Origin of the sequence: Phyllobacterium myrsinacearum (assembly GCF_002980555.1) — a bacterium.
Classification (GTDB): Bacteria; Pseudomonadota; Alphaproteobacteria; order Rhizobiales; family Rhizobiaceae; genus Phyllobacterium; species Phyllobacterium myrsinacearum.
The window spans coordinates 142,983-166,587 of sequence record NZ_PVBT01000001.1 but is presented as its reverse complement, the minus strand read 5'-3'; the positions used below and the strand labels follow the sequence as shown (position 1 = coordinate 166,587).

27 protein-coding genes and 1 tRNA gene are annotated in these 23,605 nt (G+C 60.1%); 11 read left to right on the top strand and 17 right to left on the bottom strand.

The genetic code is table 11. The features are described from left to right. Positions 1–9: 9 nt before the first annotated feature. A complete protein-coding gene (locus tag C5750_RS00805) occupies positions 10–876 on the bottom strand; it encodes a LysR family transcriptional regulator (RefSeq protein ID WP_105733047.1) in 867 nt (288 codons plus the stop codon). 92 nt (positions 877–968) lie between these two features. Between C5750_RS00805 and C5750_RS00800 the strand changes: the two genes are divergently transcribed. From C5750_RS00800 to C5750_RS00790, 3 genes are all read left to right on the top strand, one after another. Continuing rightward, on the top strand, positions 969–1,934 hold the full coding sequence (locus C5750_RS00800; protein WP_105731969.1) for a quinone oxidoreductase family protein: 966 nt from the start codon (positions 969–971) through the stop codon (positions 1,932–1,934). Between the two features lie 76 nt (positions 1,935–2,010). Beyond that, complete coding sequence (locus C5750_RS00795) at positions 2,011–2,373, top strand: VOC family protein (RefSeq protein WP_105731968.1); 363 nt, start codon at positions 2,011–2,013, stop codon at positions 2,371–2,373. 131 nt (positions 2,374–2,504) lie between these two features. Further along, complete coding sequence (locus C5750_RS00790; protein WP_105731967.1) at positions 2,505–3,083, top strand: tyrosine phosphatase family protein; 579 nt, start codon at positions 2,505–2,507, stop codon at positions 3,081–3,083. Positions 3,084–3,138: 55 nt separating this feature from the next. Here C5750_RS00790 and ctrA read toward each other — a convergent pair whose 3' ends face one another. Beyond that, on the bottom strand, positions 3,139–3,840 hold the full coding sequence (ctrA, locus tag C5750_RS00785) for a response regulator transcription factor CtrA (protein ID WP_105731966.1): 702 nt from the start codon (positions 3,838–3,840) through the stop codon (positions 3,139–3,141). A 455-nt stretch (positions 3,841–4,295) separates the two neighbouring features. Here ctrA and C5750_RS00780 point away from each other — a divergent pair, with 455 nt between their 5' ends. After that, positions 4,296–4,682 carry a flagellar export protein FliJ gene (locus tag C5750_RS00780; protein WP_105731965.1) on the top strand — a complete coding sequence of 129 codons (387 nt, stop codon included), beginning with the start codon at positions 4,296–4,298 and terminating at the stop codon, positions 4,680–4,682. A gap of 24 nt (positions 4,683–4,706) precedes the next feature. Here the strand turns inward: C5750_RS00780 and C5750_RS00775 are convergent, their stop codons facing one another. Continuing rightward, the gene (locus C5750_RS00775) at positions 4,707–5,003 is read right to left on the bottom strand and encodes a GNAT family N-acetyltransferase (RefSeq protein ID WP_105731964.1); all 297 of its coding nucleotides are present in this window, start codon (positions 5,001–5,003) and stop codon (positions 4,707–4,709) included. Positions 5,004–5,153: 150 nt separating this feature from the next. Then, a complete protein-coding gene (gene sciP, locus C5750_RS00770; protein ID WP_091878079.1) occupies positions 5,154–5,429 on the bottom strand; it encodes a CtrA inhibitor SciP in 276 nt (91 codons plus the stop codon). 304 nt (positions 5,430–5,733) lie between these two features. On the opposite strand from sciP, the gene mnmA reads away from it, so the two are divergent. After that, the gene (mnmA, locus tag C5750_RS00765; RefSeq protein WP_199538046.1) at positions 5,734–6,924 is read left to right on the top strand and encodes a tRNA 2-thiouridine(34) synthase MnmA; all 1,191 of its coding nucleotides are present in this window, start codon (positions 5,734–5,736) and stop codon (positions 6,922–6,924) included. A 39-nt stretch (positions 6,925–6,963) separates the two neighbouring features. Here mnmA and C5750_RS00760 read toward each other — a convergent pair whose 3' ends face one another. After that, positions 6,964–8,091, bottom strand: coding sequence for a DegT/DnrJ/EryC1/StrS family aminotransferase (locus C5750_RS00760; RefSeq protein ID WP_105733045.1), 1,128 nt, complete (start codon positions 8,089–8,091; stop codon positions 6,964–6,966). 172 nt (positions 8,092–8,263) lie between these two features. Beyond that, positions 8,264–9,226, bottom strand: coding sequence for a Gfo/Idh/MocA family protein (locus tag C5750_RS00755; protein WP_105733044.1), 963 nt, complete (start codon positions 9,224–9,226; stop codon positions 8,264–8,266). Between the two features lie 187 nt (positions 9,227–9,413). On the opposite strand from C5750_RS00755, the gene C5750_RS00750 reads away from it, so the two are divergent. Then, positions 9,414–9,490, top strand: a tRNA-Met gene (locus C5750_RS00750). 79 nt (positions 9,491–9,569) lie between these two features. Here C5750_RS00750 and C5750_RS00745 read toward each other — a convergent pair. After that, positions 9,570–10,031, bottom strand: coding sequence for an Lrp/AsnC family transcriptional regulator (locus C5750_RS00745; protein WP_105731963.1), 462 nt, complete (start codon positions 10,029–10,031; stop codon positions 9,570–9,572). A gap of 129 nt (positions 10,032–10,160) precedes the next feature. On the opposite strand from C5750_RS00745, the gene C5750_RS00740 reads away from it, so the two are divergent. After that, a complete protein-coding gene (locus C5750_RS00740; protein ID WP_245420948.1) occupies positions 10,161–10,754 on the top strand; it encodes a LysE family translocator in 594 nt (197 codons plus the stop codon). Positions 10,755–10,764: 10 nt separating this feature from the next. Here the strand turns inward: C5750_RS00740 and C5750_RS00735 are convergent, their stop codons facing one another. After that, positions 10,765–11,643 carry a LysR family transcriptional regulator gene (locus tag C5750_RS00735; RefSeq protein ID WP_105731961.1) on the bottom strand — a complete coding sequence of 293 codons (879 nt, stop codon included), beginning with the start codon at positions 11,641–11,643 and terminating at the stop codon, positions 10,765–10,767. Between the two features lie 228 nt (positions 11,644–11,871). Here C5750_RS00735 and C5750_RS00730 point away from each other — a divergent pair, with 228 nt between their 5' ends. Continuing rightward, the gene (locus C5750_RS00730; RefSeq protein ID WP_105731960.1) at positions 11,872–13,419 is read left to right on the top strand and encodes an MFS transporter; all 1,548 of its coding nucleotides are present in this window, start codon (positions 11,872–11,874) and stop codon (positions 13,417–13,419) included. 48 nt (positions 13,420–13,467) lie between these two features. Here the strand turns inward: C5750_RS00730 and C5750_RS00725 are convergent, their stop codons facing one another. Next, entirely contained in the window at positions 13,468–14,889 is a 1,422-nt protein-coding gene (locus tag C5750_RS00725; RefSeq protein WP_105731959.1) for a coniferyl aldehyde dehydrogenase, read from the bottom strand. A gap of 237 nt (positions 14,890–15,126) precedes the next feature. On the opposite strand from C5750_RS00725, the gene C5750_RS00720 reads away from it, so the two are divergent. Further along, the gene (locus C5750_RS00720) at positions 15,127–15,513 is read left to right on the top strand and encodes a RidA family protein (protein WP_105731958.1); all 387 of its coding nucleotides are present in this window, start codon (positions 15,127–15,129) and stop codon (positions 15,511–15,513) included. Between the two features lie 15 nt (positions 15,514–15,528). On the opposite strand, the gene C5750_RS00715 is transcribed toward C5750_RS00720, so the two are convergent. The 4 genes from C5750_RS00715 to C5750_RS00700 form a co-directional block, all read right to left on the bottom strand. Next, positions 15,529–16,302, bottom strand: a complete 774-nt coding sequence (locus tag C5750_RS00715) for a molybdopterin-binding protein (RefSeq protein ID WP_105731957.1) — start codon at positions 16,300–16,302, stop codon at positions 15,529–15,531. Beyond that, positions 16,299–17,159, bottom strand: a complete 861-nt coding sequence (locus C5750_RS00710) for a cytochrome b/b6 domain-containing protein (RefSeq protein ID WP_105731956.1) — start codon at positions 17,157–17,159, stop codon at positions 16,299–16,301. The genes C5750_RS00715 and C5750_RS00710 overlap by 4 nt, the downstream gene beginning before the upstream one ends. Before the next feature lie 70 nt (positions 17,160–17,229). Beyond that, positions 17,230–17,517, bottom strand: a complete 288-nt coding sequence (locus C5750_RS00705) for a pentapeptide MXKDX repeat protein (protein WP_105731955.1) — start codon at positions 17,515–17,517, stop codon at positions 17,230–17,232. Positions 17,518–17,660: 143 nt separating this feature from the next. Next, complete coding sequence (locus C5750_RS00700) at positions 17,661–18,374, bottom strand: DUF1223 domain-containing protein (protein ID WP_105731954.1); 714 nt, start codon at positions 18,372–18,374, stop codon at positions 17,661–17,663. A 208-nt stretch (positions 18,375–18,582) separates the two neighbouring features. Here C5750_RS00700 and C5750_RS00695 point away from each other — a divergent pair, with 208 nt between their 5' ends. Beyond that, positions 18,583–19,140, top strand: a complete 558-nt coding sequence (locus C5750_RS00695; protein ID WP_105731953.1) for a sigma-70 family RNA polymerase sigma factor — start codon at positions 18,583–18,585, stop codon at positions 19,138–19,140. Then, entirely contained in the window at positions 19,127–19,768 is a 642-nt protein-coding gene (locus tag C5750_RS00690; protein ID WP_105731952.1) for an NrsF family protein, read from the top strand. Before C5750_RS00695 ends, C5750_RS00690 begins: the two co-directional genes overlap by 14 nt. 15 nt (positions 19,769–19,783) lie before the next feature. Here the strand turns inward: C5750_RS00690 and iolB are convergent, their stop codons facing one another. From iolB to iolD, 4 genes are read right to left on the bottom strand one after another with little or no spacing between them, the layout of a single operon-like run. Continuing rightward, a complete protein-coding gene (iolB, locus tag C5750_RS00685; RefSeq protein ID WP_105731951.1) occupies positions 19,784–20,578 on the bottom strand; it encodes a 5-deoxy-glucuronate isomerase in 795 nt (264 codons plus the stop codon). A gap of 4 nt (positions 20,579–20,582) precedes the next feature. Next, the gene (locus C5750_RS00680) at positions 20,583–20,804 is read right to left on the bottom strand and encodes a hypothetical protein (protein ID WP_105731950.1); all 222 of its coding nucleotides are present in this window, start codon (positions 20,802–20,804) and stop codon (positions 20,583–20,585) included. Further along, positions 20,801–21,685: a myo-inosose-2 dehydratase gene (gene iolE, locus C5750_RS00675; RefSeq protein ID WP_105731949.1), complete on the bottom strand. Its 885-nt coding sequence runs from the start codon at positions 21,683–21,685 to the stop codon at positions 20,801–20,803. Before iolE ends, C5750_RS00680 begins: the two co-directional genes overlap by 4 nt. 48 nt (positions 21,686–21,733) lie before the next feature. Continuing rightward, the gene (gene iolD, locus C5750_RS00670) at positions 21,734–23,584 is read right to left on the bottom strand and encodes a 3D-(3,5/4)-trihydroxycyclohexane-1,2-dione acylhydrolase (decyclizing) (protein ID WP_105731948.1); all 1,851 of its coding nucleotides are present in this window, start codon (positions 23,582–23,584) and stop codon (positions 21,734–21,736) included. Positions 23,585–23,605: the final 21 nt, after the last annotated feature.

Genomic DNA, 23,605 nt, shown 5'->3' with positions numbered 1-23,605 from the left:
ATCCTATGGTCAAGCGATCCTGATCGGGCATTCCCGGCCGATGATATCGGCGAGGAAGGTCATCACCATGCGCATCACGGGCGAACGGCCGATATCGGGATAGGCCGTCAGCCACAGATCACGCACCGGCGGCGGCTCCTTGACCGGCAATTTGACCAGCAGCGCATCATTGTCTCCCATGAAACAGGGAAGCACGGCCGCTCCCAACCCGGCACGGGCCGCTTCCTGCTGACCGAAGAGATCGCTGGCCTGAAAGATGACCGGGCGTCCGGCGAGGATTGAACGCAGCCACACCTGCTGGGCCACGTGATCCAGCGTCGCATCATACGCGATGAACGCCAGCGCTTGCCGCGGCAGGGCCGCCTGCTCGCGCGTGGCATAGAGCCCGAAACGCATGGCACCGATGCGCCGGATGAGCAAATCCTTCTCCGCCGGCTCGGCCATCCGGACGGCGAGATCGGCCTCGCTGCGATCGAGCGCCGCGTTCTGCGTCGCCCCGGCAAGCGCCAGCGTTATGTCAGGGTGTTCGCGGTGAAACTCCACCACGTGCGGCGCAATCAGCCTTGCCGCAACCGCTGGCGGCGCGCTGATACGCACCGTCGTCACCGCCGACAGCGACAAGCCTCGCGCGCGCCGTTCAATGGCATGCGTCAGCTGCGTCATGTCGTCAGCCAATTCCGCGATCGCCTTTCCCTCAGCCGTCAAAGGGGAGCGGCGCGGCAAGCGGTCGATGAGACGCAGCGCGAGCGCCTGTTCCAGCGATGCCACCCGCCGCCCGACGGTGGCATGGTCGACGCCAAGCGTGCGGGCCGCGGCGGACAGCGATCCCGTCCGCGCCAGAACCGAAAAATAGTGCAAATCCTGCCAGTCAATCATCGGTGAATTATCGCACATATAGTGAGATAAAACACGGAATTTCCTCACACAGCGCACTGTGTTCGAATGGTCTCCTTCCAAAGGAGAACATCATGGCACTGATCATCGAAATGACCGGCCCCGGCGGCCCTGACGTATTGCGGGCAAGAGACACTGTCGCCGGCGATCCGGGACCGGATGAGGTGCGCATCCGCCAAACGGCCATCGGCGTCAATTTTGTCGATATCTATTTCCGCAGCGGTCTCTATTCGCCGCCAAGCCTGCCGGCCGTGCTTGGGCTCGAGGGGGCGGGCATTGTCGACGCCATCGGGAATGGCGTCACCAATCTCAAACCCGGAGACCGGATTGCCTATGCCGGCATGCCGCTCGGCGGCTATGCCGAGGTGCGGCTGATCCCGCAATCGCGCCTGATCAAGCTGCCGGATACGGTTTCGGACCGCGTCGCCGCAAGTACATTGTTGCGTGGCCTGACGGCCTATATGCTTTTGCATGAGGTTCGCTCTGTCAGGCCGGGCGAATGGGTGCTGGTTCACGCGGCTGCAGGCGGCGTCGGCCAGCTGGTTACCCGTTGGGCAAAGCGCCTGGGGGCCAATGTCATCGGCACTGTCGGGTCTGAAGGCAAGATTGCAGTGGCAAAGGCGGCAGGCGCCGATGAGGTGCTGCTGCACACATCAGAGAATTGGGCCAGTGACGTGCGCCGTATCTCCGGCAACAAGGGTGTTCATCTCGCGATAGACGGGATTGGCGGCCCGGTCTTCATGGAAACCTTGAAGACCGTACGGCCCTTCGGCATTCTTGGCTCCATCGGCCAGCCGGCAGGCGCCGTGCCGCCGGTCCGGCTCGAAGACCTGGGCAACATCGCGGTGATGCGCCCCAGCATCATTGCCGCCGTCAACAACCCGGAGTTCTACCAGCGCGGGTCAAAAGCCCTCCTCGCTGCCCTGGAGCATGGCTTGAGCAGTCCGATAGGCGCGCAATATGCCCTGCGCGATGCGGCAAAGGCGCAGGCGGATCTGGAGGCGGGCAAAACAACGGGCAGTGTCATTCTGACCACGTAGTCATCTCCCATTGCCGGGCCGCCGCCGGACCGCTAGGCTGACAGAATGAAAGCCAGCGATCCCAGGGCAGAAGAAAATGGCGATAACCGGAATTGAACACATCCAGCTGGCCATGCCTGCGGGTGAAGAACAGGCCGCACGGGCATTTTATGACGGCCTTCTCGGCATTCCCGAAGTCCCCAAGCCGGCATCGCTTGCCGGGCGCGGCGGATGCTGGTTTGAAACCGGCAGCGTGCGCATCCATCTTGGTGTCGAGCAGAATTTTTCCCCGGCGAGAAAGGCCCACCCCGCCCTGTTGACAGACAGCCTTGTCGCCCTGGTCAGTGCATTGGAAGCGGCAGGCTATGCGATTACCGAGGACCAGCCGCTGGAAAAATATGACCGGCGCTTCGTCCACGATCCCTTCGGCAACCGCATCGAACTGATGCAGCCCCGATGAAACCGACGCCACCGGATTCAGCCGGTCCGCGTCGCAAATAGCCGAAGAATCCGGGATAATCTTTGCTATCGCGGCGGAACGCTCCCACAATGCGATTGGCCCCACACAAGCACCAGGATGACCGATTCCCCATGAAACCTCTTTCCATTTCCACGCTGACCATTTGCGGCATTGACGAATTGCCGGCCCAGAGCGGACGCACCGTCACCCACGTCCTGTCCATTCTCGATCCGAACTGGCCGGAGCTCGAGGCATTCCAGGCCTATGGTACCCATCACCGCACGACGCTGAACTTTCACGACATCATCGATGCTGACGCGGGCAAGATCCTGCCGCAGCCGCAACACGTTGCGGAAATCCTCAATTTCGGCAAGACGCTGGCTGAATCCGAAGCCGAAGACACCAAGGGCCACCTGCTGATCCATTGCCACATGGGCATATCCCGTTCGACGGCGGCCATGCTCTCCCTCCTCGCCCAATCCCATCCGGACGAATCGGAGGACCGGCTGTTCGAGCGCCTGCGGCAGATACGCCCGCAGGCCTGGCCGAATTCCCTGATGATCCAGTATGCGGATGATCTCCTCGGCCGCAACGGCAGGCTTGTCGACGAACTGCGCCGCCACTATGGCTGGCAGATCAAGCGCGAGCCCAACTATCTCGAATGGATGGCCCGCATCGGCCGCAGCCGCGAGCTGGAAATGGCCGTCTGAAATACAAAAGGCTCCGTCGATGACGGAGCCTTTTGCTTGATTGATCCTACAAAGATCAGGCGATTTCGCGCATGTCCGACGCATCCGGCTCACGCAGCACATAGCCGCGGCCCCAGACGGTCTCGATGTAGTTGACGCCATCCGAGGCGGAATCGAGCTTCTTGCGCAGCTTGCAGATGAAAACGTCGATGATCTTGAGTTCCGGCTCGTCCATACCGCCATAAAGGTGGTTGAGGAACATTTCCTTGGTGAGCGTCGTTCCCTTGCGGAGCGAAAGCAGCTCCAGCATCTGGTATTCCTTGCCAGTGAGGTGAACACGCTGGCCGCTGACTTCAACGGTCTTGGCATCGAGGTTCACGATCAGGTCGCCCGTGGTGATGACCGACTGGGCATGGCCCTTCGAACGGCGAACGATCGCATGGATGCGGGCGACCAGTTCGTCCTTGTGGAAAGGCTTGGTCATGTAGTCGTCGGCGCCGAAACCGAGGCCGCGCACCTTGTCCTCGATGCCGGCCATGCCGGAGAGGATGAGGATAGGCGTCTTGACCTTGGACAGACGCAGGGTCCTCAGGACTTCATAACCGGACATATCCGGCAGGTTGAGGTCGAGGAGGATGATATCATAGTCGTAGAGCTTGCCGAGATCGACACCCTCTTCGCCCAGATCCGTCGTATAAACATTGAAGCTTTCCGACTTGAGCATCAACTCGATGCTCTGGGCCGTCGCACTATCGTCTTCGATTAAAAGAACCCGCATATCATTCCCCTTTTCCCGCCGCTGAAATGGGTTGCCGTGCAATCCCGAAGTCAGGTCGCGAAACAAGCCGTTTCCATAACGTTAAGATTGCCACCGAATGGTTAACAAAATCTAATTCCGCTTTGCAAGTGTCTTTGACTCATAAGTTAAAAATCGCAGACACTGCGTTGATTCATAAGGTGAGTCACCCGGCAAAAAACCGTAAGCCAAAGCTTCAGGTTCTGCGCCTAAGCGATTCATTCGACTCAATAAATTTTTAGCCGGACACAGCCGACTTCGATTTACCGAGCTTTAAGTCTTAAGGCGTATGATTAATGCTGAACGTAAAGGAAAGGTTACCAGACGCGGCAACCTTTAAGTTTTTGTTTCATTTTCCCGAAGTGATTCGGGGTGAAACGCCAGCCGGATGACTCCTGTTGATGAGTCTGCGTACCGGCTTTGTGGGGGTAGTGAGTATGAAGTCGCATGAAGGTTTGGTTCGATTGAAGCTGTTTCAGGTCAAGGAAAAGCGCCGCCAGCTCGGCCAGCTTGATCTCATGATGGGCGAATTCGAACGCATGGCTGCTGAGTTGGACGCGCAGATTATGTCCGAGGAAAAGAAGGCGGGCATTACCGACACGTCGCATTTTGCCTACCCGACATTCGCCAAGGCCGCGCGCCAGCGCCGCGACAATCTGTTTGATTCGATCCGTGACCTGAAGGCTCAGAAGGACGATGCCGAGGCGGCACTGGCCGAATCAGAAGCCGAGCTGGCCAAGGCCGAGGCGCTGGAACAGCGCGACGGCAAGGTCCGCGACATCGACGACATGCCGGTCGCCGACAAACGCGCCATGATCGGCTGACCAGGAACGGCAGCCGGGTCTGTTTCAGCTCTGCCGCACCACATCGGCCCAATCCTTGTGCCGCAGGGATTGGGCGCGCATGAACGGGCACAGGGGAATGATCTTCCATCCCCCGGCCCGCGCATCATCAACCGCGTGCAGCGCCAGCGCCTGCCCCACGCCCTGGCCGCGCAGCGCATCCGGCACACCCGTGTGATCAACGATGATCAGTTCGGGATTCACCCGGGAAAACGTCATCTCCGCCTCGTGCCCCGAGACGACGGTCACATAGCGCCCGCCCTTTGCGGTTTCTTCCTTGGTAATTTTGATATCGTCTGCCATTCAACGTCTCCTTGCCGTCATCCGTGATCTGTTAGATCAGGTTTCCGGCTGGAGCGGAACAGCATGGCAGCGACGGCAATTCTGATCCCCATGAAAAGGAAAAGGCTGGTCTCAACGACCAGCCTCAGCCAAACTCAAAGGCGACATCATCTAATGACGATATTGCTGTATCCGGGTTGTTCTTAGTCCAGCCAGGCCATGATCGGAGATCGAGGACTGCCAGGACAGGAACTCTTCCACCGTCAACGTATAGCGATGGCAAGCCTCCTCAAGACTAAGAAGACCACCGCGCACAGCGGCAACCACCTCAGCCTTGCGGCGAATAACCCAGCGCCGCGTATTGGCGGGTGGAAGATCGGCGATGGTCAGCGGGCTGCCATCCGGGCCGATTACGTATTTTACTCTCGGTCGAACAAGATCGGTCATTGTACTCTCTACACTAAACTTCAAGACCTATCGCAGCTGACATTACAGGCAGGGCTTTAATAATTGCCTAAACAGCGAGTCATTCTCTGGTAACTTCTGCGAATTCCAGGAGATTGTTGAAAATCGCCATTTTGCCGGCTTTCACCCATGTCTGCGGCCGTTGCCGCAGCGACACAGCACTCACCTTTGCGTGAGAAAAATGCACCGCCTGCCACTTCCTGTTGGCAAGATCGAGTCAATTGACCTATATAAGGGCCTTGAATATCCCTGCGCCGTTATGTCGCTGCAAGAACCGGATCCGCTTATGACACTGAATAATCTCGATCTGCCGGGCAAGCCGGAAGACACACGTATCGTCGTCGCCATGTCGGGCGGCGTGGATTCTTCTGTTGTGGCGGGCATTCTCAAACGTCAGGGTTACGATGTCGTCGGCGTTACATTGCAGCTCTATGATCATGGCGCATCGACGCACCGCGCAGGCTCCTGCTGCGCCGGCCAGGATATCGAAGACGCGCGCCGCGTGTCCGAACGCCTTGGCATTCCGCATTATGTGCTGGATTACGAAGCGCGCTTCCGCGAGGCCGTGATCGATCCCTTTGCCAACAGCTATGTCAGCGGCGAAACGCCTATCCCCTGCGTCTCCTGCAACCAGACGGTCAAGTTTGCCGATCTTCTGCAGACCGCCAGGGATCTCGGCGCCGATGCACTCGCCACGGGTCACTATATCCGCAGCCACGCGAATGGCGCACACCGCGCGCTCTACCGTCCGGTCGATACGGACAAGGACCAGAGCTATTTCCTGTTCGCAACCACGCAGGAACAGATCGACTACCTGCGCTTTCCGCTGGGGTCCCTGACCAAGCCGGAAACCCGCGCCATAGCCGAAGAGCTTGGCCTGTCCGTTGCCAACAAGCAGGACAGCCAGGACATCTGCTTTGTTCCGCAGGGAAAATATTCCGACATTATTTCCAAGCTGAAGCCCGAGGCTGCCAATCCCGGCGACATCGTCCACATCGATGGACGCGTCCTTGGCCGCCACGAGGGCATCGTGCACTATACCATTGGCCAGCGCCGCGGTATTGGCGTGGCGACGGGCGACCCGCTCTACGTTGTCCATCTCGACGCGGCCAATGCACGTGTGGTCGTTGGTCCGCGCGAAGCGCTGGAAACCCGCAAGGTTTTTCTGCGCAACGTCAATTGGCTCGGTGATGACGCGCTTGCTGGCATTCCGGAAGGCGGCGTTGAAGTCTATGCCAAGGTCCGTTCGACGCGTCCGCCGCGCCCGGCTGTCCTGCATCATCGCGATGGCGAGACCTGGGTCGAGCTGGTCGATGGTGAAAGCGGCATCGCCCCCGGCCAGGCCTGCGTTCTCTATTCCGATGACAGCAACACCGCCCGTGTTTATGGCGGCGGCTTCATCGGCCGCTCCGAACGGGCTCCGCAGGCGGAAGCCATGCTCAAGCGCCTGGCACAACAGGGCCAGGCCGTCGCCTGATCACACAAATATCTGTCAGTGATGCAGCACCAAAAGCGCTTAGGCAGCGCTTTTGGTCTTGAACTCGCGAATGGTCCCGATGATGCGGTCCTGATCAGCCTCGCTCAGATAGGCATGCATCGGCAGGCACAGGATATTCTTTGGCAGCGTTTCTGATACCGCAAGGCCGCCCGGTGCGCGCATGTAATGCGCATAGGCTTCCTGCAGATGCAGCGGCTTGACATAATAGATCACCGAAGGAATGCCATTGGCCTGCAGATGTGCCTTGAGTGCGTCGCGGTTATCGGTCTCGATGGCATATTGCGCCCAGGCCGAACGGGAGCCCTCCGGCATCAGGGCGACCTTGACCACGTCCTTGAGGCCGTTGGCATAGCGCTTGGCCACGATCTGCCGCGCTTCCATCTCGTCTTCGAGAATGGCGAGCTTTTCAATGAGGACCGCCGCCTGGATCGTATCGAGGCGTGAATTCATGCCGACGCGTACATTGTCGTACTGCGTCTCGCCCTTGCCGTGGAACAGGATGGAGCGCAACAGGTCGGCAAGCGCCGCGTCATTGGTGAACATGGCACCGCCGTCGCCATAGCAGCCCAAAGGTTTTGCCGGATAGAAACTGGTCGCGCCGACATGGCCGAATGCACCGCACATCGCATTGTCGCGCTTGCCGCCGATCGACTGCGCCGCATCTTCAATCACGAACAGGCCATACCGGTCGGCAATTGCCGATACCGAGGTGTAATTGGCAGCAAGACCGAAGAGATCAACAGGGATGATGGCCTTTGGCTGCAGGCGTCCCTCGGCAAGCACAGCCTTGATCGCCGCTTCCAGCTGCTCGACATTGATGTTGTAGGTATCGGCGTCGACATCGATGAAAACCGGTTCCGCTCCGACAAGCGCCACAACTTCGGCGGTGGCAGCGAAAGTGAAGCTCGGGCAGAACACCGCATCGCCCGGGCCGATGCCGCGCGCCATCAGCGGAATCTGCAAGGCATCCGTGCCATTGGCACAGGCAACCACATGTTCGACACCGAGATATTCGCCAAGACGCTTTTCGAACTCGGCAACTTCCGGTCCGAGAATATACTTGCCTTCACGCACCACTTTGGCGATTGCCGCATCAAGCTTGCTGCTGATCCGTTCACGCTGTGCGCCGAGATCGATGAACTGCATCATTGCTCCAATATCAATTGCTCCGCGAATCCGTCGCGAAAAACGGTCAAGACAACTCTTTAGAAGGGCCGCGGGAGGTCTGCCAGACGTTGTCGTTCAAAGTTTGTCCGGTCTTGTAACAACGCTTTACACCGAGCGCAATCTTGCAGCACTTTTGGGACTGCCGGACGGATCAGCTTGCCTTGTCGTGTGCAACCGTGCCGGCGGTCAGAATCCGCAGGACGCGAATCGCTTCTTCGCCGTCGGTGACCGGCTCGGTGCGTGTGTTGATACTGTCGATGAAATTCTGGCATTCCCTGGTCAGCGGCATGCCCTGCGCGATCTTGACATAGGTCGGCTCTTCCGTCGTCGATGCCCACTGGCCGTTGTCCTGCCAGATCGAATGCTTGTAGACGGCCAGCTTCTTGTCCCACTGCTCCATGTCGTCGAAGACGGCCATGGCCTTGGTTCCCACCACCGTAAGCCTGCGCTCACGATAGGGGTTGAGCCGCGAGGCGAAAAGATGCCCGCGAATATTATTGGGAAAGCGCATGTGCAGATGGGCGAAATCGCTGAGGTGATCGAGCACCGCCGCGCCCTCGCCGCGCACTTCCAAAGGTTCGGTGCCGGTGATGGCCAGGATCATCGACAGGTCATGCGGTGCCAGGTCCCAGAGAGCATCGTTTTCCGTGTGGAATTTTCCAAGGCCGAGACGGTGGGAATGGATGTAGCGCACATCGCCGAGATCGCCAGCCTTGATCAGCTCCAGAAGCCGTTCGAATGCCGGATGAAAACGCAGGACATGTCCGACCATGAAAATGCGTCCATTGTCGCGCGCGGCCTTCACGGCGGCTTCCGCATCGGGAACGGTCAGGGCAATCGGCTTTTCGACGAGGACGTCCTTGCCATTGGTGACGGCGCGAATCGCCGCAGCCGCATGAAATTGCGGCGGCAGGGCCATGACGATGGCATCGACCTCCGGATGGGTGAAAAGATCGTCGACTTCAATATGCAGAACATTCTGCTCCGCGGCGAAGCCGGCGGCGCGATCGGTGTTCTGGTCGGAGACTGCAAACAGCGCCCCGAGACTCTTCAATGTCCGGATATGATTGCTGCCCCAATAGCCGCAACCCAGCACTGCAATCCGTGGAGCCATCTTTTCAGCCTTTTTCATATCGGCATCCATTATCCGCAGGAAGAAACGAACACAAGTCTTGGATACGGAGAAGATTGCTTGACAGGCCGTTGCTCCCCACATATATCCGCCCCGTCCCTGTCAATTGACAGCGCGTCCCCCGGTCCTCATTTGCAGGCTAGCCGTTCACGGGTCGCATGACATATGGGGCGAAGTAGCTCAGTAGGTTAGAGCAGAGGAATCATAATCCTTGTGTCGGGGGTTCGAATCCCTCCTTCGCTACCATTGTCTTTCCAAAGAAGGCGGTTTTCAGATCGGCGCTGCGCAAATTGCGGTTTGCCGCTGGCTTTCGGTTTTTTGCCGGTCAATCCAGCGGAAGGGCATAGGTTTGCTTCACAATCTGGCTCGGCACGTCGGTTTTGACGTTCTGGATGCCATTGACCCGCGTCAGATGAGAGGCCTGAAAACGCCGGTATTCGTCAAGATCGGCGACCACAACCCGCAGCAGCGCGTCGCTCTCCCCCAGCATGATGTAGCATTCCACCACCTGGGGCAGCCTCTTCATCGCATCCATGAAATGATCGATCGTTTCGGCATCCTGCGCCGTCAGCCACACCCGCGCGAACAGCGAGAGCGATAAATTGACCTTGGCCGGATTGAGCACGGCGACATAGCGGTCGATGACACCGGCCTCCTCGAGCAGCCGCACGCGGCGCAGGCAGGGCGATGGCGACAGGCCAGCCTCTCTGGCAAGCTCCACATTCTGCATGCGCCCGTCCTTCTGAAGCGCGCGAAGGATACGCTTGTCGATCTCATCCAGCATCATTGAAATTTCCTGCCAATGTTTCAGATGGAATATAATAATTATGCCAGGAAAACATCATATCGTGAAATCTTTGCAATCCCATTGCGCGCAGTGTGCGCTACAGTTCCAGTCATGGAAATACACACACTATTGCTGTTCACAGCAACCGTACTGCCGCTGATCTGTACGCCGGGGCCGGACATGCTGTTCGTTGCATCGCAGGCGATTGCAGGCGGACGCAGCGCGGGCCTGCGTGCGACAGCCGGTGTGTGCCTTGGCTACCTCGTCCACTCCACCCTTGTTGCCCTCGGCCTTGCGGCTATCGTGGCGGCATCGCCGCTGCTGTTCGAAGCGCTGCGCTGGATCGGCATCACCTATCTCCTGTACCTCGCCTGCAAGCTCATCGCGTCGGCATTGCGGGCCGGACGGATGCCCGTTGCTGCCAGGCCGGCCAAGCGGCAACTCCAGCGCGGCTTCCTCACCGCCTTTCTCAATCCCAAGGGCATGATGATCTACTTCGCGATCCTGCCCCAGTTCATCCAGCCCGGCAGCAGCATTGCGCTGCAGGCGGCGATCCTGTCGGCTGTCCTTGTCCTCTGGTGCGCCGTCGTCTACGTGATTCTCAGCTTCGCCATCGGGCAGTTGGCCGGGCGCGGCGGATTCAACGACCGGCGCCGGAGGATGGTCGAAGGGGGTGCCGGCGGGCTGCTCCTCGTTGCCGCTGGTCTGATGGCGGCAAAATGAACGCGGCGCCTCAGCCCGCTCTCGCCAGTTTTGCCGCTGCCGCCTGTTCCGGCATGTCGACAACGAGCTGGCCGAATTCGCGGGTGGCGGGTGTCTGCCCCTCTTCGCTCCAGATTAGGCTGAAAACCGCCGTCGGCAGCGATGGCAGGCCATACTGGCCGTCAAGAATCTTCATTCCCGGTTCAAGATCATCGCGGGTCATCACGGTCATTGCCAGCCCTGACAGCACAGCGGCGCGGATCCCCTGCATGCTCGCCGACGTGAAAACGACGTGCCAATCGATCGAGGTCCGGTCCAGCGCTTCGACGCCGACCTTGCGGTTGAGGCATGGAGCAGGGATAAACGCGAAAGGCAATGACGTGCCCGGCGGCACTTTGAACGTTTCAGCCGCCACCCAGACAAATTGCGTCTGCTTGAGAACTTTACCGTTGGCCGCCTCCGGCAATGTCAGCACGACGGCCAGATCGAGCTCGCTGGCTCTGACCATCGCGTGAAGATCAAGGCTCATGCTGACATTCACGTCAAGCTGGACCTCCGGATTGGTGCGGGCAAACTGGCACAGCAATGTCGGCAGCCGGTCCCCGATGAAATTTTCCGGCACGCCGAAGCGCACAATGCCCGATACGGGCGATGCCTGAAAGCGGCGGCTCAAGGCATCGAGCGAATGCAGGATCTGGCAGGCATAGCGCAGGAAATCGTCGCCATCTTCCGTCAACCTGACGCTGCGCGTGGTGCGGTAGAGCAGCGACCGGCCAACCTGCTCCTCCAGCCGCCGGATCTGATGGCTGACAGCAGATTGCGTCAGATTCAGCCGCCGGGCGGCCCGGGTAAAGTTTCCAGCTTCTTTGACAGCCACGAAGGCGCGTAACAGTGTTGGGTCCAAATCCATGTCAGTAGATTAATGACAATTGCTAATTTATTCTAGTAAATTAAATCATTTTTGTCATGATACGAACTGACCTAAAGTGGGCATTACCCGCTTCGGCGACCATCGGACCGGTCATCCCGCCGGGCCGGTGCTTTTTCGTCCTGACTTGGCCCGGAACTCACCGGCACCGCATGCGTGCCGGGGAAGGTGCGTTCTATTGCCAGGTGCAACCTTTGGAAAGAACGATCCATGTCCCTCTCCTCCTCCCGCAGGAACATGGTGGCGCTGGCCGCCATATGTTTGTCGTCCCTCATGTTCGGTCTCGAAATTTCGAGCGTGCCGGTGATTCTGCCAACCCTGGAAAAAGTTCTGCATGGCACCCTGAAGGACATGCAGTGGATCATGAACGCCTATACCATTGCCTGCACCACGGTGCTGATGGCCGTCGGCACGCTGGCCGACCGCTATGGCCGCAAGCGCATCTTCGTCATCAGTCTGGTGCTGTTTGCCATCACATCCTTCGTATGCGGCCTTGCCCAGGATGCCGCCATCCTGATCGTCAGCCGTTTTCTCCAGGGTATTGCCGCCGGTGCCATGCTGATCTGCCAGATTGCCATTCTGTCGCATCAATTTCAGGCGGGGCGTGAGCGCAGCAAGGCCTTCGGCATATGGGGTATCATCTTCGGCATCGGCCTTGGTTTCGGGCCGATTATCGGCGGCATCATCGTTGCCCTCACCAGTTGGCAATGGGTGTTCCTGGTGCACGTTCCCTTGACCATCCTGACGTTGATTCTCGTCTTCGGCAGTATCGTGGAATCCAGCGATCCCGAAGCGAAGAAACTGGATGTCCTCGGCATCACCACCCTGTCGCTGGCGGTTTTCGGCCTCACCTATTTCATCACGCAAGGCCCCGATCTCGGCTTTACCAGCGTCACCGCCTTGGTCATCATCGGCGCATCGGCGGTGAGCTTCATCGCCTTCATCGTCGCGGAAAAACGCAGCCCGCATCCCATGTTCGACTTTTCCGTCTTCCGCATCCGCAACTTTTCCGGGGCAATTCTCGGCTCGATCGGCATGAATTTCAGCTTCTGGCCGCTGATGATCTACCTGCCGATCTATTTTCAGAGCGGACTTGGCTACGACATTGTCGCGGCTGGACTGTCGCTGCTGGCCTATACGCTGCCCACCCTGGTCACCCCGCCATTGGCGGAGCGCTTATCGCTCCGCTACCGGCCCGGCATTGTTATTCCGCTCGGGCTGTTCACCATCGGCCTTGGCTTCATGCTGATGCGGTTTGGCAGCAGCGCCGACCATGCAAGCTGGCTGACCATGCTGCCCGGCTGCCTGCTGGCGGGTATCGGGCTGGGCTTGACCAACACGCCGGTCACCAACACGACCACCGGCTCGGTTTCGAGCGCCCGCGCCGGCATGGCGTCGGGCATCGACATGAGTGCCCGGCTGATTACGCTCGCCATCAACATCGCGCTGATGGGCTTTATCCTGCTGGAAGGCACCCTGTCTTATCTGAGAAGCGCCTTTGCCGGGGCGTTCGACCCATCCCGGCTGCGCCTGCTGGCGGAGAAAATCGCAGCCGGAAACTTTGCGAGCCTCCCGCAGACTTTTCCCGAACTCGCAGCTCTCGACCCGGCCGGGACGCTCGTCCATGGCGCCTTGATCCACGGCTTTGGCCTGATCATGCTTTATGGCGGGGCGGGCGTCTGGCTTCTCGCAGTGATCAGCTTTCTGATCTTCGGGCCTGGGAAACGCCTGAGCGAAGTGACCGCCGCGAACCTTTGAAGCCGGCATCGGACTGAAAGAACATCGACACTGCCGTTCTCGTGAATTTCAGCGCGCGAAAAGCCTGACCACCAGGTTTGCCAATCCCCTGTAGGGCGGCTTGACCCGGTCGGACAGCGGCATCTTCGCCTGATGCAACACCGGCATGATCTTGCTGAAGGTCAGAAAGCCCTCGCGCCCGTGATAATGGCCCATGCCGCTGGCCCCGACACCGCCAAACGGCAGATCGTTACAGACATTGTGGAACAGTGTCTCGTTCACGCAAACGCCGCCCGCCACGATGTTCGCCAGCATTTTTTCGGTTTCGGCCTTGTCATTGCTGAAGCAGTAAAATGCCAGCGGCCGGTCGTGCCCGTTAATATAAGCAATGGCCTCATCGGCACTGCCATAGGTCTTGACCGGCAGGATCGGGCCAAAAATTTCCTCCTGCATGATCTTGCTGTCATCGCCGGGATCGAGCACCAGCGCCGGCGCCAGCAGGCGCTCGGTTTCCGCCCGTGCCGCATCTTTCGGCTCGACCAGCGTCATCACATCCAGCCCGCGTTCCCGTGCATCATCAAGCAGGCCGCGCAGGCGGCGATACTGCCCCTCATTGACGATATGGGTATAGTCGGGATTGGCATCGAGCTGCGCATAGCGCGATCTGACCTCGGTCCGCACGGCCTCGACAAATTCATCGCGCCGCGCCAGCGGCACCAGCGCATAGTCCGGCGCGATGCAGGTCTGGCCGGCATTGTAGAGCTTGCCGGTAACAATGCGCGTCACCGCCTTGGCGAAAGGCGCGTCCTCACCGATGAATACGGGCGATTTTCCGCCGAGCTCCAATGTCACGGGTGTCAGGTTCAGGGCGGCCGATGCCATGACCTTGCGGCCGACGGCGGTGGAGCCGGTGAACAGCAGGTGATCGAAGGGCAAACCGGCAAACGCACCGCCCACATCGGCACCGCCGAGCGCCACGGCAACGCGGTCTTCCGGAAAGACATCGGCCAGCAGTTCCCGCAGGAATTCGCTGGTGCGCGGCGTGTGTTCGGACGGTTTCAGGTAAACATGGTTGCCCGCAGCGATGGCTGTGGCGAGCGGCGTCAGGGCGAGATTGACAGGATAGTTCCAGGGGGCAATGACCCCCACCACCCCAAGAGGCACGTACCGGACTTCCGCCCTGGCGGGCCACATGCGCCATCCGGCCGAACGGCGTTGCGGTTTCATCCAGGATTTCAGATGCGAGAGCATGTGATCGATCTCGCCAAAGACGGTCATGCCTTCGCCCAGCATGCTTTCATGGCGCGAGCGATGGCCGAAATCGGCACTGATCGCCTTGACCATCGGTTCGAGCCGGTCCTTCAACCCGGCGCGCAGGCGCTTCAGATCGTCCTGGCGCTGGGCGTAATCCGGCCGGTGTGCCAGCCAGGACGCGCGCAGACGATGGAGGGTTGGCACCAATGCATCGGCAGGTGTGGCATTCATGTCCATGGTGTTTTCCTCCGGTCTTCTCCACCTCGTGTTCTACCACGGATGGGATGGTACCCGTCAGCACTTTCAATGGAACAGCCCATTTTCGAAGGGGTGCGGCCGTGCTAGTTTTTCCCCGGCCCGTCAAAGAGCGAGGAACCCGCCTCGCCTCTGAGCGTGCTGCGCATCACCAGCGACAGCTATTGGAACTCTCCGGTTCTCCAGCCACCCCCATTTTCCACGGAAGGAATTGAGATCATGAAACTGATTGCGCGCAATCCCCGCAACGGCGTTTACCCGGCAACGCCAGACTATCTCCATGCCTTGGAAGTGCAGCAGCCGGAACGCTTCCTCTATATCAGCGGCACCATGGGCCTCGATCAGGACGGCATACCCGGCACGACCCTGGCAGAACAGCTCGATCTCGTCTGGAACAACATCCGGGCCATCCTTGCCAGCGCCGGGATGACGGTCGACAATATCGTCAGGACGACGAGTTACCTGCGCGATCCGGCCTTTGCCGAAGCCAACCAGAATGCGCGGGTGGCGGCGCTGGGCGGACGCACGATCCCCACGACAACCATTGCCGCCCAGACATTGTCGGAAGCCTGGCTTGTCGAAATCGAAGTCATCGCCGCCGCCTGACTCCAGACGAACCGCTCAGATACCCGCATACCATTCATAGCCGCGATCTTCCCAGAAGCCGCCCTTGCCGCCCCACAGGCCCCTGAAACTGTCGACCAGTTCAATCCGCATGAGATATTTGGCATGCTTGTAACCGAGCTGCCGTTCGACGCGCAGCCGCAGGGGTGCACCATGCGCCACCTCAAGGTCTTTGCCGTTCATGCTGTAGGACAGGATGGTCTGCGGATGAAAGGCGTCGATCAGATCGATGCTCTCGTAATATTGGCCGCTGCCATCGAGTGACTTCTCGTATTCGTCAGCGCAGTAGAACACCGCATAGCGGGCGCCGGGGGCAAGACCCGCCTTCTGCAGGACAAGACCGAGGGGAACGCCGGTCCATTTGCCGATGGCGCTCCACCCCTCAACGCAATCGTGCCGGGTGATCTGCGTGCGCGACGGCATCGCCTTCAGGTCGGCCAGCGACAGGCTGAGCGGCGTGCGCACCATGCCGTTGACCACCAGCCGCCAGTCGGCAAAATTGCCCTCCATCAATCGGGCGTAGTCCTCGCTGTCGGGCATCTGCGTGCCATTGGCCTTGAATGTGGGCGACAGGTCGGCTTCGGTGAATTCGCGCGCCAGCGGCGCATGCGCCTGCAGGAGACGCTGCGAGCCCATGGTCAGCGCTTCGGCCTTCTGCAGGATATCGTTGACCCCGGCATTTTCCACCAGCGCATCGCACCCGGTCAAAAGTCCGGTCGCGGCAACGCTGGAGCCGATCAGGAAACGGCGGCGGGTAAGTTCCAACTTCATTTCACTGTTTCCTTGCCGGTTTCGACCGTCAGGCCGTAATAGCCGGTGATCATCGAGCGCAGATTGTTCCAGACGCCGGATACCAGCACCATCGCCAGGTGCACGACGACAAAGGCGACAAGCAGCGATGCGGTGATGAAGTGAATGGTGCGCGCCGACTGGCGTCCGCCGAAGACATCGAGCAGCCATGGGAAAATGGCGTTGAAGCCCGGTGACATGGTGAGGCCGGTCAGCACCATCAGCGGCAGAAGGATGAAAATGACGGCCATATAAGTCAGTTTCTGCAGGCTGTTGTAGCGCCGCGCCTCTTCGCCCTTGGGAAAGCGCAGGCGGGCATGTTCGCCAATCTCATGCGCCAGATGCTGCGGCGTCAACTGATCCCTGGCCGGCACGATATCCCGGCGGAAATGCCCGGCGATCAGCCCGTAGAGCAGATAGACGAACCCGTTGATGACAAAGAACCAGGCGAAAAAGAAATGCCAGCGCCGCCCAGTTGCCAGGTCCTGATAACCCGGAATGGTGATCCAGCTTGGAAAGGCGCGCGGCGTCAGTTCGCCGCCAACCGTCGACGCGCCGAGAACACCTGTCGTCGGGATCGAGATCGAGCCGACGCGGGTGATGCCCTTGATCGTGTCGCCGTCGCTGACGGCACCGATCGAAATGAAGGAATGGTCGGCATCGGCACCGTACTGTCCCCAATAGAGATCGGGATGAGCATTGAAGATTTGCAAACCGCTCATCAGGAGAAAGCTCAGGCACAGGACATTGAGCCAATGAGTGAGCCGCACGGCAATCGAATGCCGGTAGAACAGAATTTTCCTGGGCCGTGCCGGTTCATGATCAGTTGCACTTGTCATGATGCTATCCTTGGCTGTCGGGCAATGGATCCGGTGCCGTCCCGTTCGCGGGACAGCACCGGAAGGATTGTTAGTTCTTCTTGGGCGCCATGGCGTCCGGCTTCATCGCATCTTTCTTCATGGCATCGGGCTTCATCGCATCCTTGGCCATGGCCTGCTTGTCGCATTCCTTGGTCATGGCATCCTTCTTCATGGAGTCTTTCTCCATGCCGGCCTTTTTCATGCAGTCAGCCTTTTTGCTGCTCATCTTCATAGGGTCTGCCTTCATGGCATCTTGCGCAAGGGCGCTGTTGATGCCGGCAAGACCGGAAGCGAGAACAAAGGCCGAGAGGGCAATGCGGCGTGCAAGAATGTTCATGGTGGTCTCCTCGATTTGAATAAGACACGTATCTGCGTGCCGTTGAGTTTCGGATGCCATGCGGTCATCCACACTTCCTGGGCATCGCGCTGCGTGTCTCACAGCTGTTCATGCCAGGAATTCTTTGTCCGCAGCTGCGCAATTCAGTTGGTGGCAGCAGCCAGGATCGGCCCGCCATGCGGCGCCTGTATCAGGACGGCCGTGCGCAGGCCCGGCTTGGCCGGAGCAATGTCCAGGGTCACCGCCTTGCCGTCCCAGTGTCCAAGGTTGGACAGGCTGTGGACCACATTCTTGTGCGGCAGCGTGTGGCCGGTATTTTCGCCCCGGCTGACGGGAACGTTGACGGTCTTGTCGTCATAGGTCACCAGCCAGATATCGGCACCGTTTGCGGGGGCTTTGCCCGCAGCGATGGCGAGCGAATTGTCGCTGATCACAACGGACAACGGATCGGGCTTTGGCGCGGTGGCGATCAGATGGTCGATCTCGCCGATGCGGTTGCCGACGACATCCGCGCGGCCGTTGACGACCATCTGCGGGGTGAACGGTCCGTCGCGGCCGAGCGGGGTTTCATAGGTGACCTGCCGGTCCGTATATTCAGGTGCGGCGAAGATATCCTTCCAGCCGAGCCGGTCCCAATAGGTCACGCCGAAGCTGAGGGCCAGAACATCGGGCCGCTTGCTGATCTCGATCAGATTGGCATTGGCGGGCGGGCAGGACGAGCAGCCCTGGCTGGTGAAGAGTTCAACGACAGTCAGCGGCTTGCCGTTGCCGGCAAAGGCGGCGCCAGCGCCAAGGCTGAGCAATCCTGCAATCACAGACACTGCGGACACATATCCAACTTTACTGCGCAACCCCATGATGGCCTCCTGATTTTTCTGGCGTCGACCGGAACTGTCGGCCGGTCACATCAGGCAATTCGCCGGGCAACGGAATTTGGTTACACCGATCACGGATTGGTGATCGAAAAGTTCGACTATCGGCCACTGGCATGCGGTAACCGCTGTCGATATGATCGGCACATCTGTAACCTTTTCGCCGCCGCTGCGAATAAAGGAATGAACCAGGGTGCATTCGGTCGAAGCGCGTTTGAAGGAACTGATGCTCGCAAGCCTTGCGGGTGACGCGCAGAGTTATCGTGTGCTGCTCGATGAGGTGGCCAAGCTTTTGCGCCGGTATTTTCTGCGCCGTCTGGCCGATGCCCACCGGGGTGACGCGGATGATCTGGTGCAGGAAACACTGCTCGCCCTGCACACGCGGCGGCAGACCTACGAGCCGGATCGGCCCTTCACCGCGTGGCTGCATGCGATTGCGCGCTACAAGCTGATCGATCATTTCCGGCGCAACCGCATCCGGGCAACCGTGCCGCTGGACGACGCGCAAGACCTGTTTGCACCGGACAATTCAGATGCCGCCGCAGACCGCATGGATGTGGACCGGCTGTTGCAGACCATACCGGAGAAATCACGGGATCTGATTTACCGGACCAAGATAGAAGGGCAGTCGATTGCGGAAGCGGCCCGAAGTACCGGCCTTTCCGAATCGCTTGTGAAGGTCAGCATTCACAGGGGATTGAAGGCCATAGCCGCGAAGTTGAGAGGACAGGCAGCCGATGACGACAAATGATCTGATCGAGCGTCTCGCCGGCGAATTGAAGCCGGTATCGCGCAAAGCCGTGCTGCGGCGGATCGGCATCGGCCTCGGCATCAGCTCGGTCGCCTCCGCCATTCTCATGTGGTCGTGGCTGGGCATGCGCCCGGACCTGATGACCGCGGCGGGAACCATGGCCTTCTGGGTCAAATTCACCTATACGCTCGTGCTTGCCATGGGCGGCGCCTGGGCGGTCAAACGCATTGCCTACCCGCTTGGCAGCATCCGCGTCAGCCTTGCCGTGATGGCGGTCGCCATTGCCCTCATCTGCATGCTTGCCTTCGCTCAGCTTGCCATGTCGCCGCGCGATCACTACGCCAACATGATGAAGGGGCACACGATCACGGTCTGCACCTTCAACATCGTGGTGCTGTCACTGCCGCTCCTGTTCGGCGCCTTCTGGGTGCTGCGCGGCCTGGCGCCGACGCGGCCCACGGTTGCCGGGACTGCGGCGGGCCTTGCGGCGGGATCGATTGCCGCGCTGATCTATTCTTTCCACTGCGATGAAAGCGCCATGCCCTTCATCGCCATCTGGTACACGCTGGGCGTGATTTCTTCCGGGCTGATCGGTGCGATTGCCGGCCGCTTCATTCTGCGGTGGTAGATGGTAGCGTGGAGCCTACTTCATCAGCCATTCATGCTCGGGTGCATTGTGGAATTTCCACGTGCGCTTGGGACCAGCCATGACATTGAGATAATAGAGGTCATAGCCGTGGCAGGCCGCACAGGGATGATAACCCTTGGGCACCATGACCACATCGCCATCCTCGATCGCCATGGCCTCGTCCAGTGACCGGTCATCGGTATAGACCCGCTGGAAGGCAAAACCTTGGCGCGGATTGAGCCGGTGATAATAGGTTTCTTCCAGGTAGGATTCCGCCGGCAGGTTGTCCTGGTCGTGCTTGTGCGGCGGATAGCTCGACGTGTGTCCGCCCGGCGTGATCACTTCAACCACGAGCAGGGAATCGGCTGGTTCGCTTTCCGGCAGGATGTTGGTGACATAGCGCGTATTGGTGCCCTTGCCGCGCGTTTCCTGGCCGAGATCGTCGGGCGCAATCACCCGGACCGGCAGATCGCCGCCGAGGCTTGGCGCCGAGCAGACGGCAAGTTCGACAGCCGTATCGGCCACCACCGACCAGTCGCAATTGGCGGGCATGTAGACCGACCACGGCTTGCCCTCGAATGGCGACATGCGCTCGCCCAACAAACCGAGATCGTGGCCGTTCACCTGGGCAAATCCCTTGCCCGTCACGAAAACGAGACAGACTTCCGTGTCGCCGCTGCGTCCGGCAATGGTCTGCCCCGGCGCAGCGCGATTGAGGTCGAAGCCGACATAGGTCCAGCCGGCGGTTTCCGGCGTGACATGCGCCACGCGGCCGGTGCCGGTTTTCGCCTTGAGCAACAATTTCGACATGGTCCTATTCCTCTTTCCCGTCCACATCCGCCGGCTTGGCCGGGTCGGATGCGTCAAAAGCGATGAAAAACTGCCAGATGCCATAACCGGCAAAGCCAAGCGCTATCGTCCCCCAGAACGGCGTGCCCGTGACGAACTCGAAAATGGCCCATGCCACGCAGAAGGCCACGACGGCAATACGCCGCCACAGGGGACGAAAAAACGGATGCTTGGAGTCGCTGGTCAAACCAATCCTGCCTCTTTGATGAAGCGGCTGAGATTGGCGTGGCCAAGCTTGGAATAGACGGCTGGATCAGCCTTCACAGGGTCCTGCTCTGCCTCGACAACCACCCAGCCGCTATAGCCCTGGAGTTCCTTGAGGACACGAACATAGTCGATCATGCCGTCGCCGGGAACCGTGTAAACGCCGGCAAGGACGGAATCGAGGAAGGACCAGTCTTCGCGGTTGGACTGCCACATGACGGCCTCGCGGATATCCTTGCAATGCACATGGCTGATGCGCGCCTTGTGATGGCGGGCAAGACGTGCGGGATCGCCGCCGCCCCAGGTGGCATGGCCGGTGTCGAGCAGCAGATGCACAGCATCGCCCGTCACCTGCATGAACCGGTCGATCTCGGCCTCGGTCTGCACCACGGTGCCCATATGGTGATGATAGACCACCTGCAGGCCATAGGTCTGTTTCACCGCTTCGGCGAAGGCCGTATAGCGCTTGCCGAACTCGGCCCACGCAGCCTTTTCCAGAACCGGACGGGCCGACAGCGGCACCTCCTTGTTGGAGTGGATCGCGTTTGATGTTTCGGCGGCGATGAGGACTTTGCAGCCCATCTCCTTCAAGAGGGTAGCGTGGCCGACAACAGCCTTCAGTTCGGCGTCGACATCGCGCACGAGCAGTTCGGTCGAGTACCAGCCGCTGACGAGGTCATGGCCGAACGCATCGAGGATCGGGCGCAGCTTGTCCGCCGTGCGCGGAAACTTGTTGCCCAGCTCCATGCCAGTGAACCCGGCCGCCTTCGCCTGTTCCAGACAGGTTTCCAGCGGGATGTCTCCACCGATTTCCAGCATGTCGTCATTGGACCAGCCGATTGGGTTCGCCCCGATACGGATCATTCTTGTCTTCCTTCAGTTGTTGTGTGCGTGGTTCAGCTACAAATCGTGTTAATCGCCGACGCGCTGCAGTTTCAGCTTCTCTTCATAGGCCTTGCGCGCGGCATTGACCTGCGGACGCTGGCTGACCTCGGGCACGGCCACATCCCACCAGGTGCCGCCGGCATCGGTGGAAACAAGCGGGTCGGTATCGATGACGACAACCGTGGTCCGGTCATTCTGCCTGGCGCGTGTCAGCGCGGCTTCCAGTTCGGCAATGGAGGTCGCTTTTTCCGCAATCGCCCCGAGGCTTTTTGCATGGCCGACAAAATCGACGTCGGGCAAAACCGCGTGGTACGAGTCTTTCAGGAGGTTGTTGAAGTTCGCCCCGCCCGTGCCCATCTGGAGCCGGTTGATACAACCGAATCCGCGATTGTCGAGAAGCACGATCGTGATCCTCTTGCCCAGCATCACCGAGGTGGCGATCTCCGAATTCAGCATCAGATAGGAGCCATCGCCGATCATCACGACCACCTCGTCGTCCGGCTTGGCCATTTTCGCCCCGAGCCCGCCGGCGATCTCGTAGCCCATGCAGGAAAAACCGTATTCGGCGTGATAGGAGCCCGGTGCACCTGCCTGCCACAGCTTGTGCATTTCACCCGGCAATCCGCCCGCCGCATGCAGGACTGTCGCCGCGCTGCCCATGGCCCGCTGCACGGCGCCGATCACCTGCGCATCCGATGGCAGCACCGCATTGGTCGGTCCGGTGACCTCGGCAGCGGCCTTCTGCCACTCAGCCTTGCCCTGTTTGGCATTTTCGGTCCAGCTTACCGGCGCCTTGTAACCGGCGGTTGCGGCAGCCAGCTCCAGCAACCCTTCCCGCGCATCGGCGACGAGTGGCGCCGCCCGGTGCTTGCCCGCATCGAAAGCCTGCACGTTGAGCCCGATGAACTTCTTGCCGCTATTGCGGAAAAGCGCCCAGGAACCGGTGGTGAAATCCTGCAGGCGCGTGCCGACGGCCAGAATGACATCCGCCTCTTCCGCCAGACGGTTGGCCGCCGATGTGCCGGTCACGCCGATGGCTGCCATGTTCAGGGGATGATTGTCAGGCAATGAGGACTTGCCGCCCTGCGTTTCGCAGACGGGAATACCCGCCGCTTCCACAAAAGCTTTCAGCTCGTTCGATGCCTGCGAATAGATGACACCGCCGCCGGCAATGACCAGCGGCTTTTTCGCCGATTTGAGCAGTTCGACGGCGGCAGCCAGTTCCCCGCGGTCCGGGCGCGGGCGGCGCGTTGTCCACACGCGCTCGTCGAAAAAGCTTTCCGGATAGTCATAGGCTTCCGCCTGTACATCCTGGCACAGCGCCAGCGTCACCGGACCGCACTCGGCCGGATCGGTCAGCACCGCCATGGTGCGGGCAAGCGCCGGAATGATCTGTTCGGGCCGGGTGATCCGGTCGAAGTAGCGCGAGACGGGGCGAAAACAGTCATTGGCCGAAACCGTGCCGTCGCCAAAGCTTTCCACCTGCTGCAGAACCGGATCGGGAATACGGTTGGCAAAGACATCGCCAGGCAGAAGCAGCAGCGGCAGGCGGTTGACATGGGCAAGGGCCGCAGCGGTCACCATATTGGTTGCGCCCGGCCCGACGGAACTCGTCACCGCCATCATGCGGCGGCGGAAACTGGCCTTGGCAAACGCGATGGCCGCATGCGCCATGGCCTGCTCGTTGTGGGCGCGGTAGGTCGGCAGTTCATCGCGCAGCTGATACAGCGCCTCGCCGAGACCCGCCACGTTGCCGTGGCCGAAAATCGCCCAGACACCGGCAAACACCGGCACCTTCCGGCCGTCGATCACGGTCATCTGGCTGGCAAGGAACCGCGTCAATGCCTGCGCCATCGTCAGGCGTATCGTCTTGGTCATGTCAATCTCCTCCCGGCCTGA

Coding starts and splice junctions, on each gene's coding strand:
- C5750_RS00805 (WP_105733047.1), bottom strand. CDS start 876: ATGATTGACTGGCAGGATTTGCACTATTTTTCGGTTCTGGCGCGGACG.
- C5750_RS00800 (WP_105731969.1), top strand. CDS start 969: ATGGCACTGATCATCGAAATGACCGGCCCCGGCGGCCCTGACGTATTG.
- C5750_RS00795 (WP_105731968.1), top strand. CDS start 2,011: ATGGCGATAACCGGAATTGAACACATCCAGCTGGCCATGCCTGCGGGT.
- C5750_RS00790 (WP_105731967.1), top strand. CDS start 2,505: ATGAAACCTCTTTCCATTTCCACGCTGACCATTTGCGGCATTGACGAA.
- ctrA (WP_105731966.1), bottom strand. CDS start 3,840: ATGCGGGTTCTTTTAATCGAAGACGATAGTGCGACGGCCCAGAGCATC.
- C5750_RS00780 (WP_105731965.1), top strand. CDS start 4,296: ATGAAGTCGCATGAAGGTTTGGTTCGATTGAAGCTGTTTCAGGTCAAG.
- C5750_RS00775 (WP_105731964.1), bottom strand. CDS start 5,003: ATGGCAGACGATATCAAAATTACCAAGGAAGAAACCGCAAAGGGCGGG.
- sciP (WP_091878079.1), bottom strand. CDS start 5,429: ATGACCGATCTTGTTCGACCGAGAGTAAAATACGTAATCGGCCCGGAT.
- mnmA (WP_199538046.1), top strand. CDS start 5,734: ATGACACTGAATAATCTCGATCTGCCGGGCAAGCCGGAAGACACACGT.
- C5750_RS00760 (WP_105733045.1), bottom strand. CDS start 8,091: ATGCAGTTCATCGATCTCGGCGCACAGCGTGAACGGATCAGCAGCAAG.
- C5750_RS00755 (WP_105733044.1), bottom strand. CDS start 9,226: ATGGCTCCACGGATTGCAGTGCTGGGTTGCGGCTATTGGGGCAGCAAT.
- C5750_RS00745 (WP_105731963.1), bottom strand. CDS start 10,031: ATGATGCTGGATGAGATCGACAAGCGTATCCTTCGCGCGCTTCAGAAG.
- C5750_RS00735 (WP_105731961.1), bottom strand. CDS start 11,643: ATGGATTTGGACCCAACACTGTTACGCGCCTTCGTGGCTGTCAAAGAA.
- C5750_RS00730 (WP_105731960.1), top strand. CDS start 11,872: ATGTCCCTCTCCTCCTCCCGCAGGAACATGGTGGCGCTGGCCGCCATA.
- C5750_RS00725 (WP_105731959.1), bottom strand. CDS start 14,889: ATGGACATGAATGCCACACCTGCCGATGCATTGGTGCCAACCCTCCAT.
- C5750_RS00720 (WP_105731958.1), top strand. CDS start 15,127: ATGAAACTGATTGCGCGCAATCCCCGCAACGGCGTTTACCCGGCAACG.
- C5750_RS00715 (WP_105731957.1), bottom strand. CDS start 16,302: ATGAAGTTGGAACTTACCCGCCGCCGTTTCCTGATCGGCTCCAGCGTT.
- C5750_RS00710 (WP_105731956.1), bottom strand. CDS start 17,159: ATGACAAGTGCAACTGATCATGAACCGGCACGGCCCAGGAAAATTCTG.
- C5750_RS00705 (WP_105731955.1), bottom strand. CDS start 17,517: ATGAACATTCTTGCACGCCGCATTGCCCTCTCGGCCTTTGTTCTCGCT.
- C5750_RS00700 (WP_105731954.1), bottom strand. CDS start 18,374: ATGGGGTTGCGCAGTAAAGTTGGATATGTGTCCGCAGTGTCTGTGATT.
- C5750_RS00690 (WP_105731952.1), top strand. CDS start 19,127: ATGACGACAAATGATCTGATCGAGCGTCTCGCCGGCGAATTGAAGCCG.
- iolB (WP_105731951.1), bottom strand. CDS start 20,578: ATGTCGAAATTGTTGCTCAAGGCGAAAACCGGCACCGGCCGCGTGGCG.
- iolE (WP_105731949.1), bottom strand. CDS start 21,685: ATGATCCGTATCGGGGCGAACCCAATCGGCTGGTCCAATGACGACATG.
- iolD (WP_105731948.1), bottom strand. CDS start 23,584: ATGACCAAGACGATACGCCTGACGATGGCGCAGGCATTGACGCGGTTC.